The 16,201-nt window shown below is 61.6% G+C and carries 16 protein-coding genes and 1 riboswitch; of the genes, 1 reads left to right on the forward strand and 15 read right to left on the reverse strand.

Annotated elements, in window-relative coordinates; all coding sequences use genetic code 11:
• Positions 1-10: 10 nt before the first annotated feature.
• The 15 genes from QQL64_RS13845 to ribD all read right to left on the reverse strand — a co-directional run bounded on the left by QQL64_RS13845 (position 11) and on the right by ribD (position 15,147).
• Complete coding sequence (locus QQL64_RS13845) at positions 11-1,321, reverse strand: ABC transporter permease (RefSeq protein WP_284400743.1); 1,311 nt, start codon at positions 1,319-1,321, stop codon at positions 11-13.
• 87 nt (positions 1,322-1,408) lie between these two features.
• On the reverse strand, positions 1,409-2,131 hold the full coding sequence (locus QQL64_RS13850) for an ABC transporter ATP-binding protein (RefSeq protein WP_284400745.1): 723 nt from the start codon (positions 2,129-2,131) through the stop codon (positions 1,409-1,411).
• A 133-nt stretch (positions 2,132-2,264) separates the two neighbouring features.
• Positions 2,265-3,536 carry an efflux RND transporter periplasmic adaptor subunit gene (locus QQL64_RS13855; RefSeq protein ID WP_284400747.1) on the reverse strand — a complete coding sequence of 424 codons (1,272 nt, stop codon included), beginning with the start codon at positions 3,534-3,536 and terminating at the stop codon, positions 2,265-2,267.
• A gap of 241 nt (positions 3,537-3,777) precedes the next feature.
• Positions 3,778-3,936: a hemin uptake protein HemP gene (gene hemP / locus QQL64_RS13860; protein ID WP_284402190.1), complete on the reverse strand. Its 159-nt coding sequence runs from the start codon at positions 3,934-3,936 to the stop codon at positions 3,778-3,780.
• Positions 3,937-4,059: 123 nt separating this feature from the next.
• Complete coding sequence (locus QQL64_RS13865; protein ID WP_284400749.1) at positions 4,060-5,028, reverse strand: potassium channel beta subunit family protein; 969 nt, start codon at positions 5,026-5,028, stop codon at positions 4,060-4,062.
• 74 nt (positions 5,029-5,102) lie between these two features.
• Positions 5,103-5,867 carry a hypothetical protein gene (locus tag QQL64_RS13870; protein ID WP_284400751.1) on the reverse strand — a complete coding sequence of 255 codons (765 nt, stop codon included), beginning with the start codon at positions 5,865-5,867 and terminating at the stop codon, positions 5,103-5,105.
• A 112-nt stretch (positions 5,868-5,979) separates the two neighbouring features.
• Entirely contained in the window at positions 5,980-6,483 is a 504-nt protein-coding gene (locus QQL64_RS13875; RefSeq protein ID WP_284400753.1) for a phosphatidylglycerophosphatase A family protein, read from the reverse strand.
• Entirely contained in the window at positions 6,480-7,442 is a 963-nt protein-coding gene (gene thiL / locus QQL64_RS13880) for a thiamine-phosphate kinase (protein WP_284400755.1), read from the reverse strand. The genes QQL64_RS13875 and thiL overlap by 4 nt, the downstream gene beginning before the upstream one ends.
• Before the next feature lie 80 nt (positions 7,443-7,522).
• On the reverse strand, positions 7,523-7,981 hold the full coding sequence (gene nusB / locus QQL64_RS13885; RefSeq protein ID WP_284400757.1) for a transcription antitermination factor NusB: 459 nt from the start codon (positions 7,979-7,981) through the stop codon (positions 7,523-7,525).
• Positions 7,981-8,442, reverse strand: a complete 462-nt coding sequence (gene ribH, locus QQL64_RS13890) for a 6,7-dimethyl-8-ribityllumazine synthase (protein ID WP_284400759.1) — start codon at positions 8,440-8,442, stop codon at positions 7,981-7,983. The genes nusB and ribH overlap by 1 nt, the downstream gene beginning before the upstream one ends.
• 77 nt (positions 8,443-8,519) lie before the next feature.
• A complete protein-coding gene (ldcA, locus tag QQL64_RS13895) occupies positions 8,520-9,473 on the reverse strand; it encodes a muramoyltetrapeptide carboxypeptidase (protein WP_284400761.1) in 954 nt (317 codons plus the stop codon).
• Positions 9,474-9,502: 29 nt separating this feature from the next.
• Complete coding sequence (locus tag QQL64_RS13900) at positions 9,503-11,737, reverse strand: beta-glucosidase family protein (RefSeq protein ID WP_284400763.1); 2,235 nt, start codon at positions 11,735-11,737, stop codon at positions 9,503-9,505.
• 117 nt (positions 11,738-11,854) lie between these two features.
• A complete protein-coding gene (gene ribBA / locus QQL64_RS13905) occupies positions 11,855-12,949 on the reverse strand; it encodes a bifunctional 3,4-dihydroxy-2-butanone-4-phosphate synthase/GTP cyclohydrolase II (RefSeq protein ID WP_284400765.1) in 1,095 nt (364 codons plus the stop codon).
• A gap of 50 nt (positions 12,950-12,999) precedes the next feature.
• The gene (locus tag QQL64_RS13910; protein WP_284400767.1) at positions 13,000-13,641 is read right to left on the reverse strand and encodes a riboflavin synthase; all 642 of its coding nucleotides are present in this window, start codon (positions 13,639-13,641) and stop codon (positions 13,000-13,002) included.
• Positions 13,642-13,771: 130 nt separating this feature from the next.
• Positions 13,772-13,942: riboswitch (FMN riboswitch) on the reverse strand.
• Between the two features lie 83 nt (positions 13,943-14,025).
• Positions 14,026-15,147, reverse strand: coding sequence for a bifunctional diaminohydroxyphosphoribosylaminopyrimidine deaminase/5-amino-6-(5-phosphoribosylamino)uracil reductase RibD (ribD, locus tag QQL64_RS13915; RefSeq protein WP_404601036.1), 1,122 nt, complete (start codon positions 15,145-15,147; stop codon positions 14,026-14,028).
• Positions 15,148-15,240: 93 nt separating this feature from the next.
• Here ribD and cysK point away from each other — a divergent pair, with 93 nt between their 5' ends.
• Positions 15,241-16,197: a cysteine synthase A gene (gene cysK / locus QQL64_RS13920; protein WP_284400768.1), complete on the forward strand. Its 957-nt coding sequence runs from the start codon at positions 15,241-15,243 to the stop codon at positions 16,195-16,197.
• The last annotated feature ends 4 nt before the right edge of the window (positions 16,198-16,201 follow it).

A 16,201-nucleotide genomic window follows, 5' to 3' on the forward strand; every position in this document is an offset into this window, starting at 1 on the left:
CTCTCTCGCCTCAGTTGGATTTCAATTGCCAGGCCGGCTGCACCTGAGCGGCACGCCAAGCGGGATAGAACGCAGCTGCTACCGTGGCAAGGATGGCCACCACCAACGTCAGCCCCACTAGCGAAACATCCAGATGTGCTAACCGCGCGATGTCCGCGTTGAACAACAAACCTACGCCGGACATACCTATCGACGTCAGCAGCAAGCCCAGTCCACCTCCAGCCAGACCGACGGCCGCGGCTTCAATCAGGTATTGCGAATAAATTTCCCGGCGTGTCGCACCCAGGGCGCGACGTACGCCGATCTCGCCCGCGCGGCGCATGAATTTGGCCAGCAGGAGTCCGATCGTGTTAACCAGACAGATCACAAAGAAGCACAGCGCTACGACCATTGAAATGCGGCTTTCGGGTGGCACGACATTCATCTGATCGAGCCATGCCATGACATCGCGCAGGCGTACATTAGGCGGCCAGGCGAAACGTCCGACATGCTGCTGGTCGGCGGCGTAGCCTTCGAGAAAGCGGTGATAGCGCGCGACATCGTTCGCCGTGTCCAGCTCAACCCACGGCATTAGCCATACGCAATTGCTTTGTAACCATTCGTCCCAGCCGGTGAAGGTCAGATTTCCGCGGCAACTGTTTCTGCCCGATGAGTCCGTTTTCAAATCGAGCATGCGGTTGAGCAGCACATAGAAATCCGGCGGATCTTGAAATGCACTGTCACTCCATACCGCGTAGAAGCGTGGCGAGGGATCCCAGTGCTTGGCGACACCGACAATGCGGTAGTCGTGTCCCGACAAGGTGATTTCTCTTCCCACGCTGTTGGCACCGCCGAACATGCGCTGATTGAATTCCTCAGTGAGCACGACATCCGCGGCGCGTCTGTCGTCATCGTTGGCGTTCCAACCATTGCCGTACAGGAACGGCACTTCAAACATTGAAAAGAAATCGCCCGTAACGGCGTAACCATTTATCGAAACCGGAATGCTGTTGACGTCATGGGGAAGCGCAGAAAGCATGACCGGATAAAGCAGCGTCTGGCGCGTAGCTTGATGCGCCCTCATCACCGCCATCGCATCGATATAGCTCAAGGCACCTGACGGCTCGCCCTTCTCGTTTTGCTGCGGCCCCCAGTTATCGATCTGCGGTACAAACAGCTGCGAGGATTTATCCGGTATCGGATTGCCGGACACCGCACGGAACACCGAGTAGGTGATCATCGACGCGGCCACACCGAAACCGATAGCCATCACCATCAGCGCAGTGAGCACTGGGTTGCGCTTGAGACTGCGTACACCGAGCTGTAAGTAATAGGCGAACATGTATGGCGCTCGATCTCTGTATGGAGTTTTCTGGCGAGGGTGACCCTGCCCTCGCCCTCTCCCCAAAAGGGAGAGGGCGCAGTGACATCAACCGCGCACTTGGCCGGCTGCAGCGGTGTAGGCCGTGTGGAAACGCGGATCTTCGGCGAGATCCACCACTTGGCCGTCGATGATGTGCACGTTGCGCTGCGCACGCGCGGCCAGTTCCGGATCGTGCGTGACCATCACGATGGTCGCGCCTTCGCGATGAATTTCTTCGAGCAGCTCCAACACGCCGCGCGCCATTTGCGTATCCAGGTTGCCGGTCGGTTCGTCGGCGAGCAGCAGACGCGGGCTGCCGGCCAATGCGCGAGCAATCGCGACGCGCTGTTGCTGACCACCGGAGAGTTCGGCCGGATAGTGCTTGGCGCGCGACGCCAGACCCACACGCTCCAACGCACCCATGATGCGCTCTTTGCGTTCAGGCGCTTTCATGCCCCGATAACGCAACGGTACTTCGACGTTGTCGAATACGTTGAGATCGGGAATCAGGTTGAAGGCCTGGAAGATGAAACCGATCTTCTCGTTGCGGATCTTCGAGCGCGCGTTGTCGTTGAGCTGACTGACTTCGATACCGTCGAGGTGGTATTCGCCGCCGGTGAAGGTTTCCAGCAAGCCTGCAATGGTGAGGAAGGTCGTCTTGCCCGAACCGGACGGACCCGTCACGGCAACGAACTCGCCTTCCTTCACATCGATATTGAAATCGCGAAGCGCATAGGTCTCCACCACTTCGGTGCGGTAGACCTTGGACAGGTGAGTCATCTTCAACATGGTTGTGTCCTTTGTTAGTTTGTCTTGACCCCTTCCCGTCACAAGGGAAGGCCGGGAGAGAGGTAAGGGCTTGCCGGCTAGCTCACCCCACCCCAGCCCTCCCCCGGACGCGATCCGGGGAAGGGAGTAATCGTCAGCGGCTGATTACGACGCGCTGCGCGCCTTTGAAGTTGTCGGTGCCCGAAATCACGATGCTGTCGCCTTCTTTCAGACCATCGAGGATCTCCACCTTGTCGATGCTGCTTTCACCCGCGCGGATCGGCGTCTTGGTAGCGATACCGTCGCGCACCACGTAGGCATAGCTGCCGCCGGATTCGTCGACGAATGAACCGCGCTGCACAGTGAGTACGTTCTCGCGATGGTCGAGCAGAATGCGTACCGACAAGCGCTGGTTCTGACGCAGCTGCTTGGGCGTCTCGCCATCGAAGCGCACGCGCGCGGCCACTTCGCCGTTCACCACTTCCGGCGAGATCGCACTGACGATGCCCTTCCAGTTGTGGTCGTTGCCGCTGATCTCGCCGTTCATACCGATAGCGAGGTCGCGTGCGAAGCTCTCCGGCACTTTCACTTCCACTTCGAGTGCGGAGAGATCGATCACGCTGAGCAGTTGCGCATCCTTCGCCACCGTGGCGCGCTCGGCGATGAACAACTGACCGACTTGGCCGTCGACGGGCGAGCGCACATTGAGGTTGTCGACCTGGCGTTGCAGATCCTGCACCAGCAGCACCTGCCGATCGTGCGCCAGCTTCTTCGCCTTGATATCGAAGCTCTCGCTGTTGCTATCGAGACCGCGATCGTCCTCGGCGTGCTCCAGGGTGATCTTCGCTTTATCGAGCGTATCGTGGGCGCGGTCCACGTCCATCTCCGATACGCCGCCCTGGCTGTAGGCCTTTTGATAGCGGTCGAGATCGCGTGCAGCCGTCTGCTCGTCGATCTTCGCGTTGTCGTACGCCTTTTGCATCTGCGAAGTCTGTTTGCGCGCGTTGATCTGTGCGCGCAGGTAATCGACCTGCATGGCATCGGCGTTGGATTGTTCCTGGGCGAGCTTGTTGAGAAGCTCCGGGCTGTCGATCACCGCCAGCACCTGTCCCTTCTTCACGGTGTCGCCGGCATGCACTTTCATCGTGACCGCGCCGCCGTAGGTCGCGTACAGCGTCGGACTTACTGCGGCGACAACCTGGCCTTCGGCGGCGATATCGCGCACAAAGGAGCCGCGCTGCACAGTGGCGAAGGCCAGTCGCGACGCGCTGACCGAGGCATCCGCCGAAAACAAACGTGCGATGCCCGGCAGGATGAGGGCCAGTACGACCACGGCCGCCAAGCCACCACCGATCCACAGCAGTTTTCGCTTGCGGCTGGGCTTGACCTGGATCAGGCGGTCCTGGGCTGAGGTGTCGCGAATCATGGAGAGGTCCTTGGCCGCGGACAGTGCGGCCCCACCCCTCTCACAGCAATCCGCGTGCCAGCCCGCGAACAGCGAATTATAATTTATGAATCAATAAATTACGCGATCGATCCGAACGCAGACCGTTGTCCGCGGACACTCCGCCGGACAGATGGACAGGCGCTGCGGACAGGTGGTTATCCCGAACGCGACATGGATTCAGCCCCACTCTCTTGCGGTTGGGGACAGATGACAATGCGCGTTATTTGGTGAGGATCAGCTTGCCGTTGCGCGTGAGCCGCAGGTGGTACTCGCTACCTTGATGTTGAATCACGAGCTCACGCTCGCCAGCCAGCAATCGCTGACTGGAGATACGCCGCACGGATGACACGGTCGCGGCCTCGTCCACGCTCGGCAACATCGGCAACGGCGAGGGGCGGGAAAGAGTTAGCGTGCTGGGGAGGGACATGGCGCGACTCCGTCGTCGGGGTGACGATCAAATGATAATAATTCTCATTTAATAGTCAAGCCACCATAAAATGGCCTACGCCAACGTGCGTTCGATGCGGTCCTTCAGCGCCAGATCGAAGCGCGGCAACAGCTCCAGCGCCGCCAGGTTCTGCTCCAACTGCTCCTTCCGGCTGGCACCCAGCAATACCGTGGAGACATGTGGATTGGTCAGGCACCACGCGATGGCAAGTTGCGCCGGTGTCGCCCCTAGCTCTGTCGCGATGGCGGGCAACAGCTTCACCTTCTCCACGCGCTCCCCGCCTTCACCCAGCACCATGTCACGCAGCCACTCGTAACCGGGTTGCGTCAGGCGTGATCCTTGCGGCACTCCCTGGTTGTACTTGCCGCTCAGCAAACCCGAGGCGAGCGGCGACCAGATCGTGGTGCCCATGCCGTAGCTCGCGTACAACGGCGCGTATTCCTGTTCTACGCGTTCGCGGTGCAACAGGTTGTACTGCGGTTGTTCGGCCACCGGCGCATACATATGCATGGCCTGCGCAACGCGATGCGCTTCGTGAATGGCCGCAGCTGGCCATTCGCTGGTGCCCCAATACAGCACTTTGCCTTGACGGATCAGCGTATCCATCGCAGCTACCGTTTCCTCGATCGGTGTTTCAGGATCGGGGCGATGGCAGAAATAAAGATCGAGATGTCCTACGCGCAAACGTTCAAGCGCCTGATGACAGGCTTCGATCACGTGCTTGCGCGATAAACCGCGTTGCGTGGGGCGCGGCTTCTCCGCCGCGCCGAAATACACCTTGCTCGAGACGCAATAGCTATCGCGTGGAAACCGCAGATCGGCCAGCACGTCACCCATCAGGCGCTCGGCTTCGCCGTGGTTGTAAGTCTCGGCGTTATCGAAAAAGTTGACGCCGCGATCCCAGGCCAGCGCCAGCAATTCGCGCGCATCAGAGCGACCGACCTGGCGACCGAACGTCACCCACGCGCCGAAAGAGAGTGCGGATAACTGCAGGCCGGTGCGGCCGAGGCGACGATATTGCATGGGAATCTCCTGAGCTGTCACGACGCTTGACCAGACGCCATCGGCAACGCCACCGATGGCTAGCGTGAATGCTACTACTCCACGTTGAAGTCAACGATGCTGCTATCGATCGTACTGTCGGCGTTCTGCAAGTGAAGCATCAATGCCACACCGTATTTTTCCAAGTAAGCAAGCTTCATCTTGTCGGTGACGATGCCGTTTGTGTCAACGAACTGACAGTCCAGCTCGTGCGCCTGACCTTCGATAGCTTGATTGAGCGACGACGCGCTGTAGCTTTTGCCGCTATCGCAGACGACTTGCCCGGGATCGCTAAAGGTGGGCTTGCCGGTCGAACCATACAGGTACGTAAAATTCATGTGGCCATCCGTGTTCGTGTCGAATCGGATGACTTTGCGCGCTTCCACGATGGGAGGGAGTGCGCCCGCATTGGCCGGAACGCTCTGAGTAAGGAAGGAAAAATAACCGCGATAGGTAAGATCGAAACGCGCGACCGTCATGGTTCCGTCATGCTGTACGGTTTCCATGCGACGCACCAAGCCGCTGCCGGCATTTTCCAGCGTAATCGCTACATCATAGCTGCCGGGTTTGGTCTGACCGGTGGCAGTGAGTTGATCGTGTGTGTGTACGACGATTTTCTTGAACGATACGGCTGCAAGATTCGCGCGTACAACGGCATCTTTGATGTCGCTGCCGAGCGCATCCGTGCTGAAGTGCTGCGAAAAATAGCTCGAATCATCCTTGCGAGCGTCCGCGGGCGGAGTAGAACCGCCAGCGCCGTTGGCAGATGGTGTGCTACCGGCGGCACCGGCGACTCCGGTGATGAGCACCGGAACCAGCATGAATGCGAAAAACCTGCTCTTTGCCGCAAAGCCCATGACTCACCCTCTTTAATGATTCGTGACATTCAGCACGAAGCTCCGGCTGCGTCAGAGTTCTCCGGGCAACCTCAACTTATGCTCGCACCACGTGCAGCAACACCAGCAAGACAACGGCGGCGAAGACGCCGGCCACCACATCGTCCACCATGACGCCTAGGCCGCCTTTCAGATGCCGGTCCAGCCAGCGGATCGGCCACGGCTTCCACACATCGAACAGACGAAACAACGCGAAGCCTGCGATGACCGCCCACCAGGGCGCCAGCAGTGCGGGCAGCAGCGCGATCCACTGCCCGACAAATTCATCCCAAACCAGACTGCGATGATCATCGACACCTAACGCACGACCAGCGATATCGCACGCCCATACGCCGATGGCAAAGCCGATCACAATGACCAACATATTGAACGGCAACGACAACTGACGCAGCAACAGCCACGGCAGGATCGCCGCCAGCGAACCGAACGTACCTTGCGCCACAGGCGCCAGGCCTGAGCCGAAGCCGCAGGCGAGCCATCCGGCCGGACTAGCCAACAACGCGCGACGTTGCGTATCAGTGAGGACTTTACGTTCGCTCATGCGCCGAAATGATCCCAGCCGCGATGAACAGGTTCCAACCATCGTCCATCCGCATCGCGCACGCTCACGCCGCTTCCTTCCACGACACGTCCGATTTTGGTTGCACCGCAGCCGATTCGCGCGAGGTCTGCTTGTACGGCAGCAACGTGCTGAACGGGCAGCGTAAAACACAGTTCGTAATCGTCGCCGCCGCTCAACGCGAAATCGCGCGAGGCCGCTTCGTCGAAAAGATCCAGCAGCGCCGACGAACGTGGCAACAGGGGCGCCTCGATCTCTGCCCCGACATGGCTGGCCGCGCACAGATGGCCGAGATCGGCGAGCAGACCATCGGAAACGTCGATGCACGCACTTGCATGTCCGCGCAACGCCAGGCCGGCGGCGACACGTGGCGTGGGACGATTTAGACGTTCGAGCAGCAACGCCGAACGGAGATCGATGCCGCTGTTCCCACTTTGCACCAGCCGCAAACCGGCAGCGGCATCGCCGAGCGTTCCCGTCACCAGGATCGCATCGCCGGCTTGCGCACCTGCACGCGTAAGCGCTTTACCCGGCGGAACAAAACCATGCACGGCGACACTGACGGTGAACGCGCCGCGCGTCGTGTCGCCGCCGACCAGCGCGAGTCGATACGACTGCGCTAGTTGCGCAAAACCGGTTGCAAAGCCGTCGATAAATGCGGGGTCGGCACTGGGCAGCGTCAACGCCAACAGCGCCCAGGCGGGTGTGGCACCCATCGCAGCGAGATCGGAGAGATTCACTGCCAAGGATTTCCAGCCAATATCGGCCGCTGCAGTGCCGATCGGGAAATGCACACCTTCGACGAGCGTGTCGATCGACACGGCCAGTTCCTGCCCGGCCGGCACGGCGAGCAGCGCCGCGTCGTCGCCGATGCCCAAGCGCACATCATCGCGCCCCTGCGCAGTGCGCTCACGGATGCGGTCGATCAGCGTGAATTCCATAGGAAGCCGGAAAGATGAGGAGGTTGTCGCGCGTGCTGCCAAGCTTGAATCACGCCGCGGCGCACATCAATGCGCCCGCACTATTCGGCTCCGGTGCCTCGCTTCTCCACCACGCGGAGCTGCGCGGCAAGCTTGTCCAGCACACCATTGACGTAGCTGTGTCCGTGATCCGCACCGAAACGCTTGGTCACTTCGATCGCTTCGTTGATGATCACGCGATACGGCACATCCGGGCGGTATTTCAATTCGTAGGCGGCCAGGCGCAGAGCAGCGCGTTCGATCGGGTCGATCTGCGCAACATCGCGATCGATGTAAGGCTTGAGCGCATCGTCGAGCGCGCCGACGTGTTTTTCCACACCGCGCAGCAGATCTTCGAAGTACTCCAGGTCGGCCACTTCCATATCCTGCTCGTGGCGAAACTGGTCGATCACCGCGTTCATCGAGCTACCGCTCATCTGCCACGCGTACAGCGCCTGCAGCGCGCGACGGCGAGCGCGCGAGCGTGCGGCAAGATCGATGCCTTCCGGACGGTGGCTCATTACAGCTTTCCGTACAGATTGACCATTTCCAGCGCGGCCATCGCAGCGTCGGCGCCCTTGTTGCCGGCCTTGGTGCCGGAGCGTTCGATGGCCTGTTCGATGGTGTCGGTGGTGAGTACGCCAAAGGCCACCGGTACGCAGGAACCAAACGATGCCTGCGCCAGACCCTTGGCACATTCGCCGGCGACGTAATCGAAGTGCGGCGTGGCGCCGCGAATCACCGCGCCCAGTCCGATCACCGCTGCGTACTTGCCGGAGTGCGCCAACTTGTGTGCGGCCTGCGGGATTTCCCACGCACCGGGCACGCGAATCAGGTCGATGGAATCGTCCTTTACACCGTGGCGCACCAGCGCATCGCGCGCCCCGGCCACCAGCGGTTCGACGACAAAGCCATTGAAACGGCCGGCGACGATGGCAAAACGGCCCTTGGGCGTGGCGAAATCGCCTTCGATGGTCTTCATGATGCGTGGATTCCTTTGAACGGGTTGGGCCCGTGCGAGCCCAGTATTTTACGGGTTTGGGGGGAAAGCTGCCGAAATCAGGTCATGGATGGCTCGTGGGGCTGCCGCAGGTGCGGGTAGCCACGGAAATCCAGGCTTGCCCGCTGCCCCATCACCCGCAGACGGGCCGGCGCGCCGAACGGCAGGGTGAATTTGTCCGCAGCATGGCCAAAGGGCATGCCGGAAAGTACCGGAATACCGGCGATGCGCCGCACCTGGGCGAAGCCATCGGCCAGGTCGTAGCCGTTGTCGTAGGCGGTGGGCCGGCATTGGGTGAAGTCAGCCAGGATCAAGGCGCGCTGCCGCCCCAATACACCGGACAAATGCAGCTGATAGAGCAGGCGTTCGATGCGGAATGGCGGTTCGCCCACGTCTTCCACGAACAGGATGCCGCCGTCGATGTGGGGGAAATACGGCGTGCCGAGCAAGCTGCACAACATGGCAAGGTTACCGCCCCAAAGCGGCCCCTCCAGGTCGCACTCCGCCGCGTCGCCGCAATCCCAACTGGCTTTGCCCTGCGGTGCGCTCACGGTGCGCCAGAAATGACGCCAGGTCAGCGGGCTCATTGAGACCGGGCCGAAATCCGGACCAAGCATCGGGCCGCCGAAAGTGACCAGTCCTACCTTTGCATACAACGCCATCTGCAAGGCGGTGAAATCGCTGTGGCCGACCAGTGCGATCGATTCACCCACAAGGCGTTCACGCAATGCGTCGTACTGCACATGTTCCAGCAGACGCGTGACGCCGTAGCCGCCGCGAATCGATAGCGCGATATCCGGCAGCGTATCGAGCGTCGCCAGCGCATTGATGTCCGCGACGCGTTGAACATCGCTGCCGGCATAACGCAGCTCGGTGCGATCGAGCACATCCAATCCATCCACGGTGCAGCCCGCGCCGCGCAAACGCGCCACGCCGCGGGTCATCGCATCGCGGTCGTGCGGATAACCGGAAGGGGCGATCAAGCGAACGCGGCAAGCATGATCGGCGTGCATGGGCGGTGTTTCTCCGCTGCTCGATGCATTCATGGCGCGATACGGGCCGCGGCAACGTCGGCCTGGCCGTTCAACACGAGATCGCGCGACGAGTGTCCGACGTCGATCGGATAGCTGCCTGCCGCAATACGCCACTGGTCGGCGTCTGCATCGAATACAGCGAGCAACCGCGGATCGATCGTGACGCTTACCGTGCGGCTTTCCTTCGGCTGCAAGCTGACCTTGTCGAATCCGGCCAGACGACGCGGCGCCTCGCCGCTATCGGTCGGCATGCCGACGTAGATCTGCGGCGTATCCATGCCGGCGCGGTCACCGAGGTTAGTGACCTTGAAGCTCACCGTGACATGGTCGCCTTGCGTGCTCACGTGCAGATCGCTATAGCCGAAGCGGCTGTACGAAAGCCCAAAGCCAAACGGAAACAGCGGCTCCAGTTTCTTTTCGTCGTACCACTTGTAGCCGACCGCTGCGCCTTCGACGTTGTAGTCGACTTCGTTGGCATTCGTCATCTGCGGGCGTGGCAATTGCTGTTCGTCCTTGGGGAAGGTGATCGGCAGATGGCCCGACGGATTCACCTTGCCGGTCAAGACGCCAGCAATCGCATCACCACCACGCGAGCCGGGATACCACGCTTCCACGACGGCGCTCACTTTTGACAGCCACGGCATCTTCACCGGACCGCCGTTTTCCAGCACGACGATGGCATGCGGATTGGCGGCGGCCACGGCATCGATCAATGCGTCCTGCCCGTTCGGCAAGGACAGGTTGGGAGCATCGATGCCCTCGCACATCCATTGAGTAGCGAAAACGATGGCGATATCGGATGACTTGGCCAGTGCGACAGCCTTCGCCGGATCGCTGCCATCGTCATAACGCAGCGTGGCCGCGGGCATCTGCTTTTGCAGCGCCTTCATCGGCGATGACGGGTCATAGACCATCCATTGCCACACGTTCTGAACGGGCGGCTGCACCGCCGGAATGGCCGGACCACCGATCGGCCAGACCTGTGCGGAACCGCCACCGGAAAGCACGCCGGCATCCGCATGACCGCCGATGATCGCGATCGTCTTTACGCTCGCATTCAAAGGCAATTGCGCGCGATCGTTCTTCAGCAGCACGATGGCCTGCTCCGCGGCGCTGCGCGATACGGCCGCATCGGCTTTCGCATTGATCGGCTTGATGACCGGCGGATGATCGAACAACCCGCCCGCATACATCGAGCGCAGGATGCGATGCACCATGTCCTGCAGACGACTGCGCGGCACGGTGCCGTTAGTGATGGCTTGCGTTAGCGGCGCGCCGAAGCTGCTGCCCGTATTGCCTAGACTGCTTCCCGTCCCGAGATCGATGCCAGACACCTGATCGACACCGGCCAGCGCATCGTTCACGCCGTGGTCGGCACCCCAGTCGGTCATCACCCAGCCGGGATACTTCCAATCGCGCTTGAGGATGTCGTTGAGCAAGTGACTATTGGAGCAATCGTAGATGTTGTTGACCTTGTTATAGCCGCACATCACCGAAGCGGGATGACCGTCCTCGATCGCCAGTTCGAAGGCAAGCAGGTCCGATTCGCGTATGGCGCGTTCGCCGATGTTCGAACTCATGGTGAGGCGATTGGTTTCCTGCGCGTTCAAGGCGTAATGCTTGATCGTGGAAAGCACATGGCGGGACTGGATGCCGCGTATCTCGGCACCATCGATGCGTGCGGCCAGCAAGGGGTCTTCGCCGAGGTACTCGAAGTTACGGCCGTTGCGCGGCTCGCGTGCCAGGTTGATGCCACCGGCAAGGAGCATGTTGATGCCCTGCGCATACGCCTCGCTGCCGATCATGCTGCCGCCGGCATAAGCGATCTGCGGGTTCCACGTAGCGGCCACCCCCAACAGCGACGGCAGCGCCGTCGCATCGCCGGCCTTCCCGCGCACCAGCAAGGGCTGCCCGTTCTTGTCTTTGCCGACGGGATAGTTGTGAACGCCGATGCCCGCATCGTTCTCCTGCAAAGCCGGAATGCCAAGCGCGGGCAGCGCCGGTACATAACCTGCGGTACCGATGCCGCCGGGCGGTTGCTGCGGGACCATCGTGTTGAAGGTCTGCACCATATGGTGCATGTCTTCCAACGACATGCGTTGCACGAGCTGATCCGCACGCTGGTCCGGCGTGGGGTTCGCCGTGGACTGTGCGCTGGCACTGGACATGCAAGCCAGCGAAAGTGCAGTCAAACAGAGGGTGCGTGTCGGCACGCTTGCGAACAGCAGATCCACGGCTTTCATCTAAGACCTCGTTATCGGCGGAGCAAGGCGATCGCGCAGAGCATGCCACGAAGATGGCATTTATTGCGGGAAGAATGGGGCAAAAATCAGGACAGGGCATTTAGCGCGTGAGACGCATTACTCCGCGTGCTCAACAACCTCCAGCCCAAATCCGGCCAGGCCCACCAGCTTGCGCGGCGTACCCAACACGCGCAGGCGATGTACGCCGAGATCGGTGAGGATCTGCGCGCCCAGCCCCAACTGACGCCATTCCTGCTGCTGTACCTCCTCGGGCGCTTGAGTCGCAGGCTGTCGATTGAGGCGGCGCAACAGGGCCTCAGGTGTATCTTCGCCGGAGAGCACCAGCAGCACGCCGCGGTTTTCGTCCGCAATGCGACGCAGAGCTGCCGTTACCGTCATGCCAAGATCGTCGCGTTGCAGATGCAGCACGTCCGACAAGGTGTTGCGCACATGTACGCGCGAAAGCACCGGCGCGCCATCGTCCACCGCACCGCGCACGAGTGCGAAATGCAGGCCATGTCGAATGGCGTCGCGGTAGGCCACCAGGCGGAACGGTCCAAACTCGGTCTGCACCTGTTCCTCGTGCACGCGCTGTATCGTCTTCTCGGTTTCCAGGCGATAGCGGATCAAGTCGGCGATCGAGCCGATCTTCAAGCCGTGTTTCTTGGCAAAGATTTCCAGCTCCGGGCGGCGTGCCATGGAGCCGTCTTCGTGCAGCACTTCAATCAATACGGCTGCCGGCTCCAATCCCGCCAGTGCAGCGAGATCGCAACCTGCTTCGGTGTGTCCGGCGCGCGTCAACACGCCACCTGGCTGCGCAGTGAGCGGAAAGATGTGGCCAGGCTGCGAGAGATCTTGCGGTTTGGCATCCGCCTTCACGGCCACCTGGATGGTGCGTGCACGATCGTGCGCGGAGATGCCGGTGGTGACGCCTTCGGCCGCCTCGATCGAGACGGTGAAGTTGGTGTGATAAGGCGAGGTGTTGTCGCTCACCATCGGGCGCAGGCCAAGCTGGCGCGTGCGTTGCTCGGTCAACGTCAGGCACACCAGGCCACGCGCTTCGCGCACCATGAAGTTGATGTCCTCGGGCCGCACCATCGACGCGGCGATGATCAGGTCGCCTTCGTTTTCGCGGTCTTCGTCGTCGAGAATGACGACCATGCGGCCGGCGCGGATGTCTTCGAGGATTTCGGGGATGGTATTGAAAGCCATGTCTTGTTCCTTTGATGCTCACCGCCTACGCGGAGGAAGCGAGTTGAAAATCACGCGAAGCCGTGCTGCTTGAGAAACGCCTCGTCGATCCGCGGCGCTTCGCCGCTACCGATCAGCCGCTCGATATAGCGTGCCACCACGTCCACTTCGATGTTCACCGCATCACCGCCACGGCGCGCATGGAATGCTGTGTGTGCCACTGTGTGGGGGATAAGGTTCACACCGAAGCGATTCCCGGCAACCTCGTTGACGGTAAGGCTGGTGCCGTCGATGCAGATCGAGCCTTTCGAAGCGATGTAGCGCGCAAGCTGCGCCGGTACTTCGAAGGTCCAGCGCTGCGAACGGCCATCCGACGTAATGGAAACGACTTTGCCCACCCCATCGACATGCCCGGACACCAGATGACCGCCCAGGCGGTCGGCCAGGCGCAGGGCTTTCTCCAGATTCACCGGATCACCGGCTTTATGCTTGCCCAGCGTGGTGAGCGACAGCGTTTCGTTGGAAACGTCGGCACCGAATCCGCGGGCATCCAGCGACACGGCGGTCAGGCATACGCCGGATACGGCAATGCTGTCGCCAAGCTGCACATCGGAAAGATCGAGATCGGCGGTATCGACATGCAGCCGCACGTCGCCACCGCGCGATTCCAGCCGCACGATGCGGCCTACGCTTTGAATAATGCCGGTAAACATCAGCGCACCTCCGTCGCGGAGGTGGCAACAAGCTTGAAACGACGCGTAATCATGAAACGTTCTCCACGCCAAACCCATGTGGGAACGCCCCAAGGCATGAGGCCGACGCATCCGCTTGCGCGGTGCGCCCTGCCGTCTTCTTTCATCCGGACTGTGCGCTGCGAACCACTGCAGCGTGAACCGTCGGCTCCGGCATCTGACCGGATCTGCTGACCTTCCGAGGGAACCGGAAGCGCTCGCGGGCTCGTGTCTTGCGACACCTACCGCCGGTGGGGAATGTCACCCCGCCCTGAAGACGTTATGTCTGTTTATGCCGGCCAGGCCGACCGCGCCAGTTTAGCACCCCTCGCCCGAGCCATCGGCGCCGGGTGCCGGATTCAGCGTTCACGTGCGCGGACGCAGGCGGATGCGCAGATCCTCGCCCAGCTGGCGCTGGTCGATGGCTTGCATGCGCCAGCGGCCCGCCATATCGGTCAACACGGGCAAATGCAGCAGGGGCCGGGCGCTGTCGCCCAGGAATACCGGGGCGACATAGAGCAGCACTTCGTCGACCAGCCCTTGGGCAAGCAGCGCGCCGCACAGGGTAGGCCCGGCTTCGACGTGCACTTCGTTGCAATCGCGTGCGGCCAGCATCTCCAGAACGGCAGCGAGGTCCAACGCCTCATCGCGCTCGGCGATGGTGGCGCACTCAACCCTCTCGAAGCGACGGTCATTCGCGCTAACGGACGCAGCGTGCAGCAGCAGTGTCGGGGCCAGTCCGTCAACGAGCACGTGGCTTCCCGCCGGGGTGCGCAGATGGCGGTCGAGTATCACTCGCCATGGCGGCACGAATGCATGCGCTTCGTCGCGCTCGTCCAGTCGCACAGTAAGGTGCGGATTGTCCGCCAGCACCGTGCCGCTGCCGCTGAGGATCGCCGAACTGCGCGCGCGCCACCGTTGCACATCGGCACGCGCCGCCTCACCGGTAATCCACTTCGATTCGCCGTTGGCGAGCGCGGTGCGGCCGTCCAGACTCATGGCGAGTTTCACGCGCACCCATGGACGTCCGCGTTCGATGCGACTGAAGAAACCGATATTGATCTCGCGGGCGGCATCACGCATCAGCCCTGTCTGCACGTCGATGCCAGCCTCACGCAATTTGGCGATGCCGTGGCCATCGACCTGCGGAAACGGATCTTCGGCGGCGATCACTACGCGCGCGACACCCGCAGCGATCAACGCATCCGCACAGGGTGGCGTGCGACCCCAATGCGCGCACGGCTCCAAGGTGACATAGGCGGTGGCACCGCGCGCGCGTTCGCCCGCTTCGCGCAGTGCAAACACTTCGGCATGCGGCTCACCGGCACGCTGATGCCAGCCCTGGCCCACCACTTGTTCGCCGTTGGCGATCACGCAGCCGACACGCGGATTCGGTTGCGTGGTGTAAAGGCCCCGCTCGGCCAGGCGCAGAGCCTGTGCCATGTGTCCGTGGTCGATGGCAGAGAAAGCGTCTGGACGTCGATTCATGGGCATGAAGTGTGCGCGATTACGCACCGTTTGTCGCGTCACGGACAGCGGGAGTACGCTTGGACGCTTGCAGCCTCCGACAAGGAAACGCCCATGATCCACGACAGCATTCTAGACACGATCGGCAGCACACCTATTGTCCGCCTGCATCGCGTCGCGCCGGCTCATATCACGCTGTATACGAAAGTCGAATCGTTCAATCCCGGCGGCTCGGTAAAAGATCGTCTTGCCATCGCCGTGATCCTCGACGCGGAGCAGAAAGGCCTGCTCAAACCCGGCGATACGGTGGTCGAGGCCACTTCCGGTAATACCGGTGTCGCCTTGGCGATGGTTTGCGCAGCACGCGGCTACCGCTTTGTGGCCACCATGAGCGAAACATTCTCGGTCGAACGACGCAAGCTGATGCGCGCATACGGCGCCAAGGTCATCCTGACGCCCGGCGCCGAACGCGGCAGCGGCATGGTCAGACGCGCCGAAGCGCTGGCGGAGAAGTACGGTTGGTTCCTGCCCCGGCAGTTCCAGAATCCCGCGAACCCGGCCTATCACCGCAGCACGACTGCAGCGGAAATCCTGCGCGACTTCGCCGGCCGCCGACTGGATGCTTTCGTCACCGGCTGGGGCACCGGCGGCACGCTGACTGGCGTAGGTGAGATGCTCAAGCTTGCCCGGCCCGGTGTGAAAATCGTCACCTCCGAACCGGCCGGTGCGCCGCTGCTCAAGGATCAGCCGTGGCAGCCGCACAAGATCCAAGGCTGGACGCCGGATTTTGTCCCTGACGTACTCAATCGCAAAATCTTCGACGTGGATTTGCCCGTCGACGATGTGCTTGCCCGCGACACCGCGCGCCGTCTAGCGCAGGAGGAAGGTATTTTCGTCGGAATATCCGCCGGCGCGACGGTGGCTGCTGCGCTCAAGTTTGCGGAAACGGCGGAACAAGGTAGCGTGATTCTTGCGATGCTGCCCGACACCGGCGAACGCTATCTGTCGACGTTCCTGTTCGAGGGTGTAGAAGAAGGTTCGGACGAGGCGTGGCTGGAAAGCCTGAATTAGTCGC

Source organism: Dyella lipolytica (assembly GCF_030160075.1).
GTDB lineage: Bacteria > Pseudomonadota > Gammaproteobacteria > Xanthomonadales > Rhodanobacteraceae > Dyella_B > Dyella_B lipolytica.

Bases quoted from the DNA above. Each gene is read 5' to 3' on its own strand.
- QQL64_RS13900 (WP_284400763.1), bottom strand. From the start codon at position 11,737: ATGAAAGCCGTGGATCTGCTGTTCGCAAGCGTGCCGACACGCACCCTC.
- hemP (WP_284402190.1), bottom strand. From the start codon at position 3,936: ATGTTGCCGAGCGTGGACGAGGCCGCGACCGTGTCATCCGTGCGGCGT.
- QQL64_RS13910 (WP_284400767.1), bottom strand. From the start codon at position 13,641: ATGTTTACCGGCATTATTCAAAGCGTAGGCCGCATCGTGCGGCTGGAA.
- ribD (WP_404601036.1), bottom strand. From the start codon at position 15,147: ATGAATCGACGTCCAGACGCTTTCTCTGCCATCGACCACGGACACATG.
- ldcA (WP_284400761.1), bottom strand. From the start codon at position 9,473: ATGCACGCCGATCATGCTTGCCGCGTTCGCTTGATCGCCCCTTCCGGT.
- thiL (WP_284400755.1), bottom strand. From the start codon at position 7,442: ATGGAATTCACGCTGATCGACCGCATCCGTGAGCGCACTGCGCAGGGG.
- QQL64_RS13855 (WP_284400747.1), bottom strand. From the start codon at position 3,536: ATGATTCGCGACACCTCAGCCCAGGACCGCCTGATCCAGGTCAAGCCC.
- QQL64_RS13845 (WP_284400743.1), bottom strand. From the start codon at position 1,321: ATGTTCGCCTATTACTTACAGCTCGGTGTACGCAGTCTCAAGCGCAAC.
- QQL64_RS13850 (WP_284400745.1), bottom strand. From the start codon at position 2,131: ATGTTGAAGATGACTCACCTGTCCAAGGTCTACCGCACCGAAGTGGTG.
- ribH (WP_284400759.1), bottom strand. From the start codon at position 8,442: ATGAAGACCATCGAAGGCGATTTCGCCACGCCCAAGGGCCGTTTTGCC.
- ribBA (WP_284400765.1), bottom strand. From the start codon at position 12,949: ATGGCTTTCAATACCATCCCCGAAATCCTCGAAGACATCCGCGCCGGC.
- cysK (WP_284400768.1), top strand. From the start codon at position 15,241: ATGATCCACGACAGCATTCTAGACACGATCGGCAGCACACCTATTGTC.
- nusB (WP_284400757.1), bottom strand. From the start codon at position 7,981: ATGAGCCACCGTCCGGAAGGCATCGATCTTGCCGCACGCTCGCGCGCT.
- QQL64_RS13865 (WP_284400749.1), bottom strand. From the start codon at position 5,028: ATGCAATATCGTCGCCTCGGCCGCACCGGCCTGCAGTTATCCGCACTC.
- QQL64_RS13875 (WP_284400753.1), bottom strand. From the start codon at position 6,483: ATGAGCGAACGTAAAGTCCTCACTGATACGCAACGTCGCGCGTTGTTG.
- QQL64_RS13870 (WP_284400751.1), bottom strand. From the start codon at position 5,867: ATGCTGGTTCCGGTGCTCATCACCGGAGTCGCCGGTGCCGCCGGTAGC.